The sequence below is a fragment of the Flavobacterium seoulense genome, assembly GCF_000695795.1.
Lineage (GTDB): Bacteria > Bacteroidota > Bacteroidia > Flavobacteriales > Flavobacteriaceae > Flavobacterium > Flavobacterium seoulense.
In genome coordinates this window covers 1-17892 of the sequence record NZ_JNCA01000024.1, presented here as the reverse complement: position 1 = coordinate 17892, position 17892 = coordinate 1, and the positions used below count along the sequence as shown (strand labels likewise).

Below are 17892 nucleotides of genomic sequence, written 5' to 3'. Positions count from 1 at the left end.
TTTATTGGGTTTAGACCGCTTTTGCTTCTTCAGAAAAAGAAATACCGTTGAGTAGTTCAGCAGTTTTCATTTTCTTTTTCCCAGGAAATTGCAAATTCAATACTTGTATGAAACCATCTTTTACTGCAATTTTTAATTCTTTCTTAGAACTAACAATAGTTCCAATAGTATAACTGTGATTTTCTGAAATTATTTTAGATTCATAAATTTTAACATTCCATTCTTGCTCTTTATCTTTAAAAAAACACCAGGAAGCCGGATACGGACTTAAGCCTCTAATAAGATTATGAATTTCAGAAGCTGATTTTGTCCAGTCTATTTTACAATTTTCTTTATTGAGTTTGTAAGCAGTTTTAATATCGGCGCTTTCAGTTTGAATAGTTGTATTAACTTTTCCTTTTTCGATTAAAGATAAAGTTTCAACAACAGTAGTACTTCCTAAATTCATTAAACGATCATGAAGTTGTCCTGCATTTTCATCAGGATCAATTTCAGTTTCTGAACTCAAAATCATCGCACCAGTATCAATTTTGTCATCAATGAAGAAAGTAGTAACTCCCGTTTTTGTTTCTCCGTTAATAATTGCCCAGTTAATTGGTGCAGCTCCACGATAATTTGGCAACAATGAAGCATGAAGATTAAATGTTCCTAAACTTGGCATTTCCCAAACTACTTTTGGTAACATTCTAAAAGCTACTACAATTTGTAAATTAGCATTCAAGGCTTTTAATTCGTCAAGAAACGATTCGTCTTTTAAGTTGGCAGGCTGTAATAAATGCAAATTATTAGCCAAAGCATATTCTTTTACAGCCGAATATTTTATTTTTTGTCCGCGACCCGCAGGTTTATCGGCAGCAGTTATTACTCCTACTACATTATATTCGTTTTTTAATATGGTATCAAGGATTCCAACAGCAAAGTCTGGAGTTCCCATAAATACGATTCGTAATTTTTCCATTATTTGTTTAAGCTATATTTATTGTTCGATTTTATCAGAATATATTCGTTTTCTAATAACTCCTGAAGCGCAAAGATAACATCGTTCGAAGGATTATTAAGCTCCATTTGAATTTCTCTCGAACTTAAATCGGTTGTTTTTAATAAATCGAGTATTTTTTCTGAAACAGAAATACTGTTTTCTTTTTTAGTTTTCTGCTGAACACAATAAGAGCAAATTCCGCAATTAGATGTTTTAGTTTCTCCAAAATACTCCAAAATCAATTGACTTTTACATCTTTTATCATTCTTGATATAATGTAAAACAGCTTCAAATTGTTCTTTTTTAAGCTGGTTTTGATTTTCAAGATATTTTGCAACTCTACTAATAGTTCTATTATCTTCACGAATTTCGTTAAAAATTAATGTCGTGTCATTATTTTTCGAATGATAATCAATGATGTTTTTTTCTTTTAATTTTTCTAAAACATTTAAAACTTCGATTTCTGTATGTTTTGATTTTTTAGCAATTAATGAAAGATTAAAATTCGTCTGAATATCATAAACTCCGGGATAAGTTCGTAAAATAGCAAGAATAATTTCTTCGTCATTAGGATTCAGGCTAGTGTAACGAATTACTTCTTTCGAAGGAATAATAAACTGAATGCTTATTTTTTCTGAGAATTCCTGAGACAAACTAATAATTCCTTGTCGGTCTAAAAACTGAATAGCATTGTAGGTCTTTAAAACAGGAAATTTATAGCGAATGCAAAACTGATTTAAGTTAAACGAAAATTTTTCATTAATTCCTTCACCATACGCAATTTGAAAATAAGTACACATTTTAATAAAAACTTCCTGCAAAAACTTTTTATCAGGCAAAACATAAATAAACTGATTTTCGGTTTGAGCAACATCCGAAGGGCTTGTGAGCAAAAGAGCAAATGCTTTTTCTTCATTTCTTCCCGCTCTTCCTGCTTCCTGATAATAATTTTCTAAATTTTCAGGCAATTGCGTATGAATTACCGTTTTCACATTGGCCTTATCGATTCCCATCCCAAAAGCATTGGTAGCAACCATAACCTGAACTTCTTCGTCCATCCAGAGCTGCATATTTTTGTTTTTATCTTTTGTCGCTAATCCGCCGTGATAAAAAGTAGCTTTAAATCCCAAGGAATTCAATTGAGCAGCAATATCAATGCAGGATTTTCTATTTCTTACATATATAATAGAAGGTTGTCTGTTTTTACTAAGAATTTGTTTGATTCTAAAAAGTTTGTCCTCAATTTCAAAAACCATATAGGCAATATTTTTTCTTTCGAAAGATTTCTCGAAAGACTGAGGATTTTCAAGACCTAATTGCGTAATAATATCTTCTTTAACTCTCGGAGTCGCAGTTGCAGTCAGTGCCAGAAAAGGAACTTTAGGAAAATGCGTTTTTAGATTCGAAATTTTCAAATAAGCAGAACGAAAATCATGTCCCCATTGCGAAACACAATGTGCTTCATCTATGGCAATTAAGTTGATTGGAAGATTTTTTATTCGTTCTAAAATCCAGTCCGATTGTAAGCGCTCAGGAGATAAATACAGGAATTTGTAATTCCCAAATTGGCAATTGTCTAATAAATCAATTAATTCATCTGATTTTATTCCGCCAGTAAGGGCGATGGCTTTGATATTACGCTTTTGTAAATTTGCTACCTGATCTTTCATTAAAGCAATTAGAGGTGAAATAACCAGACAAATTCCTTTTTGCATCAATGCAGGAATTTGGAAACAAACAGATTTTCCGCCACCTGTAGGCATCAGCGCAAAAGTATCATGACCTTCTAAAACTGCGTTGATAATTTCTTCCTGTGGTAATCTAAAACTGTCGTGGTTCCAGTATTTTTTTAGAATTTGTAAAGCTTCAGACATGCAATATTGAAAAAATTAAGTCGTTTTTACACAATGAAAACGACTGTTTTTAATGTAAATAGAGTTCTTTTTTGTTCGAAAAAAGGAGTATTTAAAACAAACTTACTCAATCTAATTTAGATTTTGAAAAATACAGCGAATCAAAATAATGATTTTACTAAAATTCACAATTAGAGAATACGTATTTTAGAATTGAAAACGTATATTTGCTTTTATTTTTACAGACAAAATGGATAAGAAAACTGAAGAATTTTTCGATAGATTAAAAGGCGAATTAGAAAAAAGCAATACCTGGCCAGCGATATATTTGTTTAAATTTATTGTACCTACAGATAATGAAAAAATAAAACAGGTAGAGCAGGCTTTTAATTGTCTGGGTGCAGTTATTAAAACTAACCAATCTAAAACTGGTAAGTTTACCAGTGTTTCTGTTGATGTTCAAATGGAAAATCCACAGGCAATTATTGATAAATACATCGAAGTTTCTACTATCGAAGGAATTATTTCCCTATAATTTTTGCTTACTAAAGCGTCAAAAAAAATCAACTATGAATCAGAAATATATTAAAGAAAATGCGAATGATGTAGTACATCACTTAGAATATAATGCCGAAAGATCGCATTTGATTATTCCTGAATACGGACGTCATTTGCAAAAATTAATCGATCAGGCAACAGAAATTAAGGATGACGAGGTAAGAAACAAAGCCGCTAAATACATTATTCAGGTAATGGGAAGTTTGAATCCGCATTTAAGAGATGTACCTGATTTTCAGCATAAATTATGGGATCAATTGTTTATAATGTCTGATTTCAAATTAAATGTAAATTCTCCTTACCCAATTCCTTCGAGAGAAGTTTTACAGTTAAAACCAGATGTTTTAAAATATCCGCAAAATTTCCCTAAATACCGCTATTATGGTAACAATATCAAATATATGATTGACGTTGCTAACAAATGGGAAGAAGGCGAAATGAAAAATGCATTAGTAAAGGTAATTGCTAATCACATGAAAAAATCTTACCTGAGCTGGAATAAAGACACTGTAAAAGATGATGTTATTTTCGAACATCTTTACGAATTATCAGATGGTAAATTAAATTTACTGCAAAGCACAGAAGAACTTATTAACACAACCGATTTATTGCGTACCAATAAGAGAATGTCTAACAAGATTTCTCCAGCTGGTCAGCCTAAAATTCAAAACAATAAAAACAATAAAGGTCAGGGAAAAAAGACTTTTCAAAAAAACAATAATCAAAAAAATCAATAAATAAAGTTGCTAAGCAGCTAAGTTTCTAAGTCTTTTTTCGAAAAAATTAGAAACTCAGAATCTCAGAAACTCAGAAACTCTAAACAAAGAATATGGGAATTTTTAAAATTGAAGGAGGAATCCGTTTAAAAGGAGAAATAACTCCACAAGGTGCAAAAAATGAGGCATTACAAATTTTATGTGCCGTACTTTTAACTTCTGAAAAAGTAACAATCAACAATATTCCCGATATTATTGATATCAACAAATTGATTACACTTTTAGGAAACTTAGGTGTAAAAATTCAGCGTAACGGACCTGGTTCTATTACTTTTCAGGCAGATGAAGTAAACGTAGGCTACTTAGAAACTGAAGCTTTCAAAAAAGAAGGTGGCGCTTTAAGAGGTTCTATTATGATTGTTGGACCACTTTTGGCTCGTTTTGGAAAAGGATATATCCCAAAACCGGGTGGAGATAAAATTGGAAGAAGAAGATTAGACACTCACTTTGAAGGTTTTATTAACCTTGGAGCAAAATTCAGATACAATAGAGAAGATCATTTTTACGGAGTAGAATCTCCTAAAGAAGGCTTACAAGGAACAGATATGCTGCTTGATGAAGCATCTGTAACCGGAACTGCTAATATTGTTATGGCAGCCGTTTTAGCAAAAGGAGTAACTACAGTTTACAATGCGGCTTGCGAACCTTATTTGCAGCAACTTTGTAAAATGTTAAACTCTATGGGAGCTAAAATTACGGGCGTAGGTTCTAACTTATTGACTATTGAAGGAGTTAAGGAATTAGGAGGCTGCGAACATAGAATTCTTCCTGATATGATCGAAATAGGTTCTTGGATTGGTCTTGCTGCTATGACAAAAAGTGAAATCACAATCAAGAATGTTAGCTGGGAGAATTTAGGTTTGATTCCAAATACTTTTAGAAAATTAGGAATTACAATCGAAAAACGTAATGATGATATTTACATTCCTGCTCACGTTGATGGTTACGAAGTAAAAACAGATATCGATGGTTCTATTTTAACTATTGCCGATGCACCTTGGCCAGGATTTACTCCTGATTTATTGAGTATCGTTTTAGTGGTAGCAACTCAGGCAAAAGGAGATGTTTTAATTCACCAAAAGATGTTTGAAAGCCGTTTATTCTTCGTGGATAAATTGATTGATATGGGAGCTAAAATTATGTTATGTGATCCGCACAGAGCTGTGGTTATGGGACATAATTTCGAATCTATTTTAAAAGCAACTACGATGTCTTCGCCAGATATTCGTGCGGGAATCTCTTTATTGATTGCTGCGCTTTCTGCAAAAGGAACCAGTACGATTCAAAATATCGAGCAAATTGATCGTGGATATGAACGTATTGACGAAAGATTGAGAGCTATTGGAGCTAAAATCGTTCGTGTTGATTAAAAAAACACATGAGTAAAGAACAACAAGCCATATCGGCAACTTACTTTAGTATCATAGGAAATACCTGCTTAGCCTTAATTAAAGGCTTAGCGGGTTTTTTTGGCAATTCTTATGCCTTAATTGCTGATGCGATTGAATCTACTACAGATATTTTTTCTTCCTTTTTAGTATTATTTGGAATCAAATACTCAAACCGTCCTGCTGATGAAAATCATCCTTATGGACACGGCCGTGCTGAACCTTTAATTACTTTCTTAGTTGTTGGATTTTTGATGACTTCGGCAACAATTATTGCTTATGAAAGTATTATGAATATCCAAACGCCACATGATTTGCCTAAATCATGGACATTGATTATTCTTGGAGCAATAATTATTTGGAAAGAATATTCTTTTCAGTTAGTCATGAAAAGAAGTATTGAAACCAACAGTACTTCACTAAAAGCAGATGCATGGCACCATCGCAGTGATGCTATTACTTCGGTAGCGGCGTTTGTTGGAATAACTATTGCATTAGTTCTCGGAAAAGGTTATGAATCTGCCGATGATTGGGCAGCGCTTTTTGCTTCCTGTTTTATATTTTATAATAGTTATTTAATTTTCAGACCTGCTTTGGGCGAAATTATGGACGAACATCTTTATGATGATATAATCGAACATATTAGAGAAGTTGCTTTAAAAGTCGATGGAATTATTGATACTGAAAAATGTTTTATAAGAAAATCAGGAATGAAATATCATGTTGATTTACATGCTGTTGTAAATGCCGAAATCTCAGTCAAGGCAGGACATAGATTAGCACATATATTAAAAGATACTTTACGAAAAGAAATCCCGGAATTAGGACATGTTTTAATTCATATTGAACCAGATGATGAATAATAGCTCATTAAAGATTTCGCAAAGATTCACAGAGAAAAATCACACAGAGATATACACAAAGTAATTTAAATCTTTGTTTATCTCTGCGTTAACTTTGCGAATCTCTGTGTAACGATTAAATATTTTATTAATCTAATTAATAAAATGATAGGTATTTTTTTTCAATTACAAAAATGATTGTATCGCCAAATCATAGCTTTTTAGACCAAAACCTAAAACCACACCTTTAGCATTTCCAGAAATATATGACTGATGCCTAAAACTTTCTCTTGAAAAAGTATTCGAAATATGTACTTCGACAACCGGAGTTGTGATTCCTTTTACAGCATCGCCAATACCTACAGAAGTATGTGTATAAGCACCCGCATTCAGGATAATTCCATCATAAGAAAAGCCAAATTCCTGTATTTTATCAATTAATTCGCCTTCAATATTGCTTTGATAGTAAGTAAATTCGATAGATGGGAATTTTTTCTTAATGTCTTCAAAATATTCTTCGAAAGTTAAACTTCCGTAAATTTCAGGTTCTCTCTTTCCTAAAAGGTTTAGGTTGGGGCCGTTTATAATGCTTATTTTCATTTTATAACTTTTTGTAAAAATAAAAAAAAACCGCTCTTAAAGAAGAACGGTTTTAATTATATTTTCTAAGTTTTTTTAGAACATGATACCAGCAGATAACTGGAATGTTGAATTTTTAATATCAGCTTCTTTAGATGCTTCTGTTAGTCCAAGACCGTAACGCGCCTGTACAAATAAATTTTTAGTGATGTTAAGTCCTAGACCGCCAACTACAGCAAACTCAAAAGTTTTTGCGTCTTCAACGTCAAAATCATTTCTTTCGTTTAATAAGAATGAAGCTTGAGGACCTAATTCTAAACTTACACTTTCACTTAGATAAATTTTAGCTAATACCGGAATAGATAAATAGCCTAATTCATTTTTAAATTCTTCAACTGCATTTTTATAAGTAGCTCCTTGCGTAGAATATAATAGCTCAGGCTGAATAGCAAAACGATCCATTAATTTAATTTCAGAAACTAAACCAGCATGATAACTAGTGATTCCTTCTTTGTCAACATCAGGAAAACCATCTCCATATTGGTTGGCAAAATTCACCCCACCTTTAACACCAAAACGAATAGACTGTGCTTGTAGTGCTGTTGCTATGCTAAAAAACATGATGACAGCTAAAATTGATTTTTTCATAAGATTCTCTTTTAATTTATTTAAAGTTTGAGACTGCAAGGTATAACTATGCTAAAACAAAAATATTATATAATTACTTATTTTTATTTCATTTTTTTCATTTCTAAAATAAAAGAAAGTAAATTACTGTTAATTAAGCATGCTTTTCTAGACAATATAAATCACTAAATTTAGTGATTAAGCGTGCTATTAACATTTTGAAAACAAACAACTTGATAAAATCCTCTATTAAATCACTTCTTCAAAACAGACCTTTTTTTAAATCGGAGATTTTTTTTTTTAACCATAACTATAGTATGTTTGCAACTCAAAAAAAAAATATATTATGAAAAAAGTTGTTTTATCAGTAGTTGCTTTATTAGCAATTACATTTGCAAATGCACAAGATGCTAAAGATTTTAGTTTTTCTCAAGGAGATGTTCTAGTTGAAGGAAACTTAGGTTTCGGTTCTACAAATGACAAAAATACTGAAGAAAAAACAAATACTTTTAGTATTACTCCTAGTGTAGCTTATTTTTTAACTGATAAATTTGCAGTAGGTGCTCAATTAGGTTATACTTCAGACAAGAGAGAAGTAGCTGGAATTGATACAGACAAAGAGTCAGAGTTTGATGCTGGTGTTTTTGGGCGTTATTATTTCTTAGACTTAGGCCAAAGATTTAAAACTTATGCTGATGCAGGTGTAGGTTTTACAACTATTAAAGATGATATTAATGACACTAAAGTAAACGGTTTTGGAGCAGGTGTTGGTCTTGGTATCAATTATTTTGTAACTGAGCGTATTGTTTTAAATTTTGCTTTGAGAAACATTATCAGTTATCAATCAGTTAAACCTGATGGAGGAGAAAATGTTTCGCAATTTGGTTTTGATTTAAATGGAAATATTGCTAACCCATTTTCGGCTGCAAGCTTTGGTGTTGGATACAAATTCTAATCAATTTTAAAATATATTACTTAAAAAGACTATCTTAAAGGATAGTCTTTTTTTTATACTTTAAATTGTGTTCTTACAAAATCGATGTTAACAGCTTTGTTGATAAGTTTTTAGTAGGATAAGTTTTTTGGTTTTGTTGTTTCGGTAATTTTATGTTAATAAATTACTAATCTAATAATTTAAACTATGAAAAAAGTCATTTTAACAGCGGCGGCAATTTTCGCTTTTGGATTTGCAAATGCACAAAGTGGTGCTTTTAAACTAGGAGCTCACGTAGGTCTACCTACAGGTGATATTAAAGATGTTTACTCTGTAAACTTAGGTGCTGATCTAGCATATACCTGGAGTGTTGCCGAAGGATTAGATGCAGGTATAACTACTGGTTATACTACTCATTTATTAAAAAGTGATTTTGAAGGTGATGCTGCTGGATTTATTCCTGTAGCTGCAACTGCTCAATTTACTTTGACAAACAATATTTTTTTAGGAGTAGATTTAGGATATGCAATTGGTGTTAGTCCTTCTGAGAATGATGGAGGATTTTTATACCAACCTAAATTTGGATACCAAATGGGAGATACAGGTTTGTATGTTGCTTACAAAGGAATTTCTGTAGATGGTGGAACATTTTCTTCAGTTAACCTAGGAGTTAATTTCAAATTGTAAAAAAGTAATCTTTTTAGAATAGAACCTCTTCTGAAATGAAGAGGTTTTTTTATGCTTATAAAAGTTGTTTATTTGTAGTATGAATTGGGAATACTATATTAAAAGTTATCAATCTTATTTAAAAATAGAGCGTGGTTTATCAAAGAATACGGTTACTAATTATTCTTTTGATATTGAAAGGCTCTGTTTATTTCTTACTGAAAACAAAATAGAGGTATCTCCTGTTAAGATTAATGAGGAAATTGTTCAGCAATTTATATATTTTGTTTCTGGACAAGTGAATGCACGTTCTCAGGCGCGAATTATTTCAGGTTTGAAAAGTTTTTTTAGTTATTTGATTTTTGAAGATTATCGGGCTGATAATCCAATGGAATTGATAGAGGCTCCCAAAACAGGCAGAAAGTTGCCTGATACTTTAGCTGTTAAGGAAATAGATGCTTTGATTTCGGCGATTGATTTAAGTTCGAAGGAAGGGGAGCGAAACAGAGCAATGTTAGAAACATTGTACAGTTGCGGATTGCGGGTTTCGGAATTAGTTTCTCTTAAAATATCCGATTTGTTTTTTGAGGAAGGATTTATAAAAATTACAGGAAAAGGAAATAAGGAACGATTTGTTCCTATTGCTCATTCGACTCAAAAATATATTCTTCTTTATAAGGAAAATGTCAGAATCAATGTTGCTGCGAAAAAGGAATTCAGTGATATTTTATTTTTAAACAGGAGAGGAGGTCAGTTGACTCGTGCGATGGTTTTTACTATTATAAGTAATTTGGCTTCTAAAATTGGTTTAACCAAAAAAATTAGTCCACATACTTTTAGGCATTCTTTTGCAACTCATTTATTAGAAAATGGTGCTGATTTAAGATCTATTCAGTTAATGCTCGGACATGAGTCGATAACAACTACTGAAATTTATTTACATCTCGATCGAACATTTTTAACAGAGGTAATCAATAATTTTCATCCGAGAAAATCCAAATAAAATTCCAAATTTTCTAAATTGATTTGTAATAAAAAAATCCAAATTCCAATCATAACAATTGAAATTTGGATCTTTTAATATTTTGTAAACTAGAGTAATTATTTCGCAATATTAACAGCTCTGGTTTCTCTAATTACAGTAACTTTTACCTGACCTGGATAAGTCATTTCTGTTTGGATTTTTTGTGAAATTTCGAAAGATAAAGTTACAGCATTATCATCTGATACTTTTTCACTTTCAACAATTACACGTAATTCTCTACCTGCCTGAATAGCATAAGCGTTTTTAACTCCTGTGAATCCGTAAGCAACTTCTTCTAAGTCTTTTAAACGCTGGATATAAGAATCTAATACCTGTCTTCTGGCTCCAGGTCTTGCTCCTGAAATAGCGTCGCAAACCTGAACAATTGGAGATAATAAAGATTTCATTTCGATTTCGTCGTGGTGTGCTCCAATGGCGTTGCAAACTTCTTCTTTTTCACCATATTTTTCAGCCCATTGCATACCTAATAAGGCATGTGGTAAATCACTTTCGGTATCTGGCACTTTTCCAATATCGTGTAATAAACCAGCTCTTTTAGCTAGCTTAACATTCAATCCTAATTCGGCGGCCATCAATCCACAAAGTTTAGATACTTCGCGAGAGTGTTGCAATAAGTTTTGTCCGTAAGAAGAACGGTATTTCATACGTCCAACCACTTTGATTAATTCCGGATGCAAACCGTGAATTCCTAAATCGATAACGGTACGTTTTCCAACTTCGATAATTTCATCATCAATTTGTTTAGCTGTTTTAGCAACCACTTCTTCAATACGTGCCGGGTGAATACGTCCGTCAGTTACTAATTTATGTAATGAAAGACGGGCAATTTCTCTTCGAACAGGATCAAAACAAGAAAGAATAATAGCTTCCGGCGTATCGTCAACAATAATTTCTACTCCTGTAGCTGCTTCCAGAGCTCTAATGTTACGACCTTCACGGCCGATGATTCTTCCTTTTACATCGTCAGATTCGATGTTGAATACCGAAACGCAGTTTTCTACCGCTTCTTCAGTTCCAACACGTTGAATAGTGTTAATGATAATTTTCTTAGCTTCTTGTTGAGCTGTTAATTTAGCCTCTTCAATAGTATCCTGAATATGAGACATTGCCTTAGTTTTAGCTTCGGCTTTTAAGCCTTCAACTAATTGTTCTTTGGCTTCTTCAGCTGATAGACCAGAGATTAATTCTAGTTGTTGTAATTGGCTTTTGTGTAGTTTATCTACTTCGGCTTGTTTCTTGTCTAAAACGTCAATTTTTGATTCGATTTCGGCTGTTTTTCTTTCAAAATCATCGTTGATCTTTTTAGCTTTAGACAATTCGTTAGAAACCTGAGATTCTTTGTCTCTGGTTCTTTTTTCTACTTCGGCTACTTTTTTATCGCGGGCAAGAATTACTTGTTCGTGTTCTGATTTTAATTCGATAAATTTCTCCTTTGCCTGAAGAATTTTGTCTTTTTTGATGTTTTCGGCTTCAAAATTAGCGTCTTTTAATATTGAAGCAGCTTCTTTTTTAGCATTTTTGATAAGATTAGAGATGTTGCTTTTTTCTATGATTTTAGCTATGGCAAAACCTACTGCAATACCTATAATTCCCGAAATAATAATCGTTAATATGTCCATGTGTGTTTAAAAATTAATATATAAAAAAAGCCTACATTAAGTTGTTTGTATAAACTCGTAAAGACAAGTTTTGAGCTAACTCGCTGTTCAAGCTTCCAAACTGAATTGGCTTGCTATAGTAACGATGATTTGCTCATTCTAAATTGTTAGTGTTGAGTTTACCAAATTATTAACTAATGTAGGCAGTATCTTAGTTGTTAAAGAACGTTGTTTTTTAAAGATTTTCGTCTAAAAGTGCATTAATTTTTTGAATTCTGTCAATGGTTTCGTCTCCGTTGATAGCATTGTCAATTTGTTTTTGCTCTACCTGCGATGCAAACTGCAAGGCACACATGGCTAAAACGTCTTGTTTATCGCGAACAGCATAATTTTCTTCAAATTGCTTTATCATCGTATCAATTTTTTTAGAAGCACTTCTAAGTCCTTCTTCCTGAGACGGGTCCACGGTTAATGGATACACTCTGTCTGCTATTGATATTTTAATTTTAAGCTTTTCGTCCATTGTTTATACTAATCTGATAACTGTGCGATACAGTAATCAATTTCTCGAATTAATGAATTTATTTTAAGCTTTGTATCTCTTTTATTGTCGTCACTGCCTAATAATGAATTGGCAATCTTAAGTGTTTCATACTGTGCTTTTAAGGCTTCAATCTGTTGAGACTGATTTTGTATGATTTGGGCAGATTTATTTAATTCGATAGTTAAATCTTGATTATTTTGTTCTAAATTTCTTAGTTTTAGAATAAGCTTTCCAACTTTATTTTCAAGAGTATCAATTATTTCTGCAATTACACTCATTATAAATCCTATTCATTACTTAATATTACAAATTTAGTATTAGTTTTTATTATTCCAATATTTTATCGGTTTTTTTATTATAAAATAATCAAAATGTTGTACTATAATTGGTTACAAAAAAACTTTTTTTATAAAACATTCCGAATTAGTTTTTTTATATTAGCCAAAACGATACGCATGAGATTTTTACTTTTTTTTCTATTGATTTCTAGAGCAGTGATGGCTCAAACTACTTACCCTAAAGATTATTTTCAAGCTCCCTTAGACATTCAGATGCAATTGTCTGGAAATTTTGGCGAATTGAGACCAAATCACTTTCATGCCGGTTTTGATTTTAAAACCTTGCAAAGAGAAGGTCTGGAAGTACGTGCTGCTGCCGATGGTTATATTTCGAGAATTAAAATTTCTCCTTTTGGAAACGGAAAAGCTATTTACATCAATCATCCTAACGGATTTACTACTGTGTATTGCCATTTGCAGACTGGTGTGGGCGAAATTGAAAATTACATCAAAAAAACGCATTACAAAGAGCAGAATTTTGAGATTGAAATGTTTCCAAAGCCAAATGAATTAGTCGTTAAAAAAGGACAGCTAATTGCGCTTTCAGGAAATACGGGTTCTTCCGAAGGGCCGCATTTGCATTTTGAATTCAGAGATACAAAAACGGAGAAAATTATTAATCCAATGTTTTTTGGTTTCGATAAAAATTTCAAAGATACTAAGACACCAATAATTTCAGCAGTCTATGTTTATCCGCTGGCGGGTGCAACAGCTAATAAATCCAAACGACCATTGTTGCTAAATTTAAGTTTGCAAAAAGATGGAACCTATTTAGCCAATAAAGTTTTGGCGAATGGAAACATTGGTTTCGGAATCACTGCCGATGATTATGATAACAATTCGTTCAATAAAAATGGTGTTTACAAAGTACAGTCGTATTTGAATGGAAAAGCTGCTTTTGGATACCAATTTGATACTTATGCCTTCGACGAAATGCGTTATGTAAATGCTTTGATTGATTATTCACGTTATAAAAAAACGTCTCAAAGAGTGCAGAAACTTTTTATGAATACGCCTTATAATTTGAGTATCATTAAAACTGATGCCACTAACGGAATTGTAAATGTACTTCCTAATATCAATTTAGTGTATCGAATTGAAGTTGCTGATTTTTTTGGAAATACAACTACAGTGAATATTCCAATTGCTTATGATGCTTCGAGTCCAGTTGTAGAACAAGAAGCTACAGTTTCTAATTATTTTGTAAAAGCCCAAAAAGAGAATATTTTTTCGAAAGATAATATGACGGCAACTTTTCCGGCTAAGACATTTTATGATGATTTTGCTATGAATTTTGCAGCAAATGGAACCGTTTTAACACTTCATGATGATTCGGTTCCTGCTCATACTAATTTTGAAATAGCTATTGAAAGTGATAAATATACCGAAGAACAAAAAAGCAAAGTATATATTGCAAATCTTAGTGCTAATGGAAGATTAGGTTATAACTCGACGAATGTAAAAGGAAATGTTTTTACGACAAGAGTACGAACTTTAGGGAAATATACTTTGGCTATCGATAATGTTGCTCCTGTAATTAGTATTGCAAAATCTATTGAAGGCCGCTGGCTGAGTAATGAAAAAACATTACAGCTTTCTATTAGCGATAGCGGATCAGGAATAAAATCCTATAATGGTTATTTAAACGGAAACTGGATTTTATTCGAATATAATTCTAAAACCAAAAAGATTACACATTATTTTAGTGATGGAATTGTTGCCGAAGGAGCGAATACTTTAAAAGTTGTTGTGACAGATCAGGTAGGGAATTCAAAAACATTTGATACTCAGTTTTTTAGAAGTCAAAAATAATATCAGGTGCTTTGAGTAGTAATAAATTAACTTACGTTTTTATTCTGTTTTGGATTAGTTTTTCTTCTCTGGCACAATTGGTTAGGGTAAAGGGAGTCATTCTTGATACTCAAAATAATCCTGTTAGTAATGTCAATATTTCGTTTTCAGGGCATGCAACCCAGTCGGATGTAAAAGGTTTTTATTCGATTAAAGTTCCTGTCAATAAAAAAGTAAATCTCGTTTTTAGCCACCTCACGTTTAAAAAAACGACCCTTTCGTTGTTCTTAAAAAGTACTTCAGATTACGAATTGAATTTGGTGATGAATGAACAACAAGAGCAAATAGGAGAGATTATTGTTTCTAAGGATAAAAAAAGTCAAATAGAAGGAATAACAACTATTTCGGCTGATGTTATCAAGAAATTGCCGGGAGCTAATGCCGGAATTGAAAATGTTTTGAAAACTCTGGCAGGAGTTAATTCGAACAATGAATTGAGTACGCAATATTCAGTTCGGGGCGGAAGTTATGATGAGAATTTGGTTTATGTAAACGATATTGAAATTTATCGTCCTTTTTTAATTCGTTCAGGACAACAGGAAGGCTTGAGTTTTACCAATACTGATTTGGTACAAAATGTCAATTTTTCGGCAGGAGGTTTTCAGGCTAAATATGGAGATAAATTGTCTTCGATTTTAGATATTACGTACCGAAATCCGACAAAGTTTGGAGCTGCTTTTGAGGCAAGTTTTCTTGGTGGAAGTGTTGCTGTTGATGCCGTTTCTAAAAACAAAAAATGGACTGCGGTGACTGGAGTTCGTTATCGAAATAATAGTCTTTTAGTGAACAGTCAGGATACTGAAACCAATTATACACCTACTTTTATTGATGTTCAAACGAATGTAAATTACAAAGCATCGGATAAATGGCAATGGAGTTTTCTGGGGAATATTTCTCAAAATAATTACAATTATCAGCCTTTAACAAGAAAGACAAGATTTGGAACCATAGATAATCCAATGGAGCTGAACGTAGTTTATAATGGTCAGGAAAAGGATAAATACAGTACGTATTTTGGTGCTTTAAAAACTACTTATCAGGTTTCGGATAAACTAAAATTTAAATTTATTACCTCTGTTTTCCACACAATAGAGCAGGAGTATTTTGATATTTTGGCACAATATCTTTTAACGAATACTAATACGGCAATTGGTTCAGAGCAATATGATGCTTCTTATGCTAACGGAATTGGTACGCAACTCAATCATGCCAGGAATGATTTGGATGCTTTGATTGTAAATTCGGAGATTAAAGGTTTTTATGATTGGAAGCAAAATAATTTAGAATTTGGAGTAAAATATACCCGCGAATCCATTCGAGACCGATTAATGGAATGGCAGCTAATCGATTCGGCTGGATTTTCAATTAATCCGCCCATTCTTGATTTTTCCAGAGATGATCAACCTAATACTTCTTTTACAGGACCTTTAGCGCCTTATCAAAGTGTTTTTGCAACTAATTTTAATACCATTAATCGTTTTTCGGGTTATTTTCAATGGAATTCGAAAACCAATTTAGAGAATGCTGAACTTTGGTACACAGCAGGAATCAGAATGCAAAACTGGGCAGTCTCAGGGACCAATGCTTCGGGTAATTCACAAACGGTTTTTAGTCCAAGAGCTCAATTAGCCATAAAACCGAATTGGGAAAAAGAAATGATTTTTAGGATTTCAGGAGGCTATTATTACCAACCGCCGTTTTACAGAGAATTGAGAGATGCTTCGGGAGCAGTTCAGGACAATGTAAAAGCGCAACAATCTATTCAGATGGTTCTTGGGAATGAATATGGTTTTAAAATGTGGAATCGTCCTTTTAAGTTGGTTTCAGAGGCATATTATAAATCCTTAATTGATGTCAACACTTATACAATAGATAATGTTAGGATGCGTTATGCTGCTAATAATGATGCGAAAGCCTATGCGCAAGGTTTAGATTTTAGATTAAATGGCGAATTTGTTCCCGGTACAGAATCCTGGGTGAGTTTTGGTTATCTTAAAACTGAAGAAAATAGTAATAATCGGGGATATATTGCACGACCAACAGACCAGCGATTGAAATTTGCTGTTTTGTTTCAGGATTATATGCCTGCAATTCCAAGTATGAAGTTGTATTTGAATTTGGTTTATAATACAGGTTTGCCTGGAGGTTCACCATCTTATGCTGATGCTTATCAATATCAAAATCGATTGAATGATTACCGAAGAGTCGATATTGGTTTTTCTAAAATTTTAATTGACGCTAATTCGATGAAAGCTAAAAAGAATTGGTTAGGGAATTTTAAAGAGTTGGCTATTGGTCTGGAAATTTTTAATTTATTTAATAATCAAAATGCAATAACGAATACCTGGGTGCGGGATGTGTATTCGAAAAACGAGTATGCAATACCTAATTATATGACTACAAGAGTGTTTAATGTAAAGTTGAATGCTAAATTGTAGCCAGGCTTTAGTTTTAGGAGATTTTGTTATATCATAAAATAAGTTTAAAATTCAAAACCATTTTTAAAAATCATTACATTTGAAAATATTTAAATAATACAACCGTATGAAAACAGTACATATCGTCTTAGTAAATATCGCAGTCTTGCTTTTAGCGAGTTGTAAAAAGGAAGTAGAAAAACCAAAAGTAATTTATGATTCTTCTGCGAGAGCAAAACAATTAACTAAGGTTGATTCGACTCAGATTTCGATTGCTGATTTGCCAATACAAATGGACGGAACTGATTATTTAATTCATCCGGTTGGAGATTTACGAGTTTATGAGCGAGGAACAAAGGCAAAATATGGTTCTTCAAGTGTGATTGATTTGAGCTTTACGATTTCAAATTTAGGGGATGACGAATTGACGGGGTATTTGCAAAATTTAAAATTTCAAAAAGTAGATTCAGATTCTATAAAACCATTGACTGATAAACCAGCATTAATTTTAACAGCTACCTATTTAAAAGCGCTTGCCAATAAAACTCAAAAACAAATTTTAGTCTACACCATGTATGATGTAGATACGAATAAAGATGGAAAACTGGATACCAGTGACATTAAATCATTGTATTTAAGTGATAGTAGCGGAAATCATTTTACCAAAATTTCTGCTGATTTTGAAGAATTAATCGACTGGAGTTTAATTGATTCGAAAAATCGTTTGTATTTTAGAACTGTTGAAGATACTAACAAAAACGGGCAATTTGATAAAAATGATGTAGTACATTACAATTATATCAATTTGTTAGATAAAGAATGGGAAGTTAAAAGTTACCAGCCTATTTAAGATTCTAAGATTTTAAAAATTTTTCAATAAAAAAGACATTTAAAAAT

At 32.3% G+C, this 17892-nt stretch carries 17 protein-coding genes; 10 read left to right on the top strand and 7 right to left on the bottom strand.

The annotated features are described in order from the left end of the window. Nucleotides 1-10: 10 nt before the first annotated feature. Both fmt and FEM21_RS12550 read right to left on the bottom strand, forming a co-directional pair. Entirely contained in the window at nt 11-958 is a 948-nt protein-coding gene (fmt, locus tag FEM21_RS12555; protein ID WP_035660829.1) for a methionyl-tRNA formyltransferase, read from the bottom strand. Further along, nucleotides 958-2853 (bottom strand): RecQ family ATP-dependent DNA helicase, encoded by a 1896-nt coding sequence (locus FEM21_RS12550; protein WP_035660824.1) that lies wholly within the window; start codon nt 2851-2853, stop codon nt 958-960. The genes fmt and FEM21_RS12550 overlap by 1 nt, the downstream gene beginning before the upstream one ends. Nucleotides 2854-3082: 229 nt before the next feature. Between FEM21_RS12550 and FEM21_RS12545 the strand changes: the two genes are divergently transcribed. From FEM21_RS12545 to FEM21_RS12530, 4 genes are all read left to right on the top strand, one after another. Continuing rightward, nucleotides 3083-3367 carry a DUF493 family protein gene (locus FEM21_RS12545; protein WP_035660820.1) on the top strand — a complete coding sequence of 95 codons (285 nt, stop codon included), beginning with the start codon at nt 3083-3085 and terminating at the stop codon, nt 3365-3367. A 34-nt stretch (nt 3368-3401) separates the two neighbouring features. Continuing rightward, nucleotides 3402-4127, top strand: coding sequence for a DUF4290 domain-containing protein (locus FEM21_RS12540; protein WP_035660818.1), 726 nt, complete (start codon nt 3402-3404; stop codon nt 4125-4127). Nucleotides 4128-4219: 92 nt separating this feature from the next. Next, a complete protein-coding gene (murA, locus tag FEM21_RS12535) occupies nt 4220-5536 on the top strand; it encodes a UDP-N-acetylglucosamine 1-carboxyvinyltransferase (RefSeq protein WP_035660816.1) in 1317 nt (438 codons plus the stop codon). 8 nt (nt 5537-5544) lie between these two features. Further along, a complete protein-coding gene (locus tag FEM21_RS12530; protein ID WP_035660814.1) occupies nt 5545-6417 on the top strand; it encodes a cation diffusion facilitator family transporter in 873 nt (290 codons plus the stop codon). A gap of 165 nt (nt 6418-6582) precedes the next feature. Here the strand turns inward: FEM21_RS12530 and aroQ are convergent, their stop codons facing one another. Together aroQ and FEM21_RS12520 are read right to left on the bottom strand one after the other, a co-directional pair. Beyond that, nucleotides 6583-6996: a type II 3-dehydroquinate dehydratase gene (aroQ, locus tag FEM21_RS12525; RefSeq protein WP_035660812.1), complete on the bottom strand. Its 414-nt coding sequence runs from the start codon at nt 6994-6996 to the stop codon at nt 6583-6585. 75 nt (nt 6997-7071) lie between these two features. Continuing rightward, nucleotides 7072-7623 (bottom strand): porin family protein, encoded by a 552-nt coding sequence (locus FEM21_RS12520; RefSeq protein WP_035660998.1) that lies wholly within the window; start codon nt 7621-7623, stop codon nt 7072-7074. 325 nt (nt 7624-7948) lie between these two features. Here FEM21_RS12520 and FEM21_RS12515 point away from each other — a divergent pair, with 325 nt between their 5' ends. The 3 genes from FEM21_RS12515 (at nt 7949) to xerD (ending at nt 10205) form a co-directional block, all read left to right on the top strand. Then, nucleotides 7949-8557: an OmpW family outer membrane protein gene (locus FEM21_RS12515; protein ID WP_035660809.1), complete on the top strand. Its 609-nt coding sequence runs from the start codon at nt 7949-7951 to the stop codon at nt 8555-8557. Nucleotides 8558-8743: 186 nt separating this feature from the next. Beyond that, nucleotides 8744-9223 (top strand): hypothetical protein, encoded by a 480-nt coding sequence (locus FEM21_RS12510; RefSeq protein WP_035660806.1) that lies wholly within the window; start codon nt 8744-8746, stop codon nt 9221-9223. A gap of 79 nt (nt 9224-9302) precedes the next feature. After that, nucleotides 9303-10205, top strand: a complete 903-nt coding sequence (gene xerD, locus FEM21_RS12505; protein WP_035660803.1) for a site-specific tyrosine recombinase XerD — start codon at nt 9303-9305, stop codon at nt 10203-10205. A gap of 98 nt (nt 10206-10303) precedes the next feature. On the opposite strand, the gene rny is transcribed toward xerD, so the two are convergent. The 3 genes from rny to FEM21_RS12490 form a co-directional block, all read right to left on the bottom strand. Beyond that, a complete protein-coding gene (gene rny, locus FEM21_RS12500) occupies nt 10304-11866 on the bottom strand; it encodes a ribonuclease Y (protein WP_035660800.1) in 1563 nt (520 codons plus the stop codon). Nucleotides 11867-12080: 214 nt separating this feature from the next. After that, a complete protein-coding gene (locus tag FEM21_RS12495) occupies nt 12081-12368 on the bottom strand; it encodes a cell division protein ZapA (RefSeq protein ID WP_035660797.1) in 288 nt (95 codons plus the stop codon). Nucleotides 12369-12376: 8 nt separating this feature from the next. Next, entirely contained in the window at nt 12377-12667 is a 291-nt protein-coding gene (locus FEM21_RS12490) for a hypothetical protein (RefSeq protein ID WP_035660794.1), read from the bottom strand. A gap of 177 nt (nt 12668-12844) precedes the next feature. Between FEM21_RS12490 and FEM21_RS12485 the strand changes: the two genes are divergently transcribed. From FEM21_RS12485 to FEM21_RS12475, 3 genes are all read left to right on the top strand, one after another. Then, the gene (locus tag FEM21_RS12485; protein ID WP_035660791.1) at nt 12845-14539 is read left to right on the top strand and encodes a M23 family metallopeptidase; all 1695 of its coding nucleotides are present in this window, start codon (nt 12845-12847) and stop codon (nt 14537-14539) included. Nucleotides 14540-14550: 11 nt separating this feature from the next. After that, nucleotides 14551-17016 (top strand): TonB-dependent receptor, encoded by a 2466-nt coding sequence (locus FEM21_RS12480; protein ID WP_035660789.1) that lies wholly within the window; start codon nt 14551-14553, stop codon nt 17014-17016. A gap of 106 nt (nt 17017-17122) precedes the next feature. After that, entirely contained in the window at nt 17123-17845 is a 723-nt protein-coding gene (locus FEM21_RS12475) for a hypothetical protein (RefSeq protein WP_035660786.1), read from the top strand. The last annotated feature ends 47 nt before the right edge of the window (nt 17846-17892 follow it).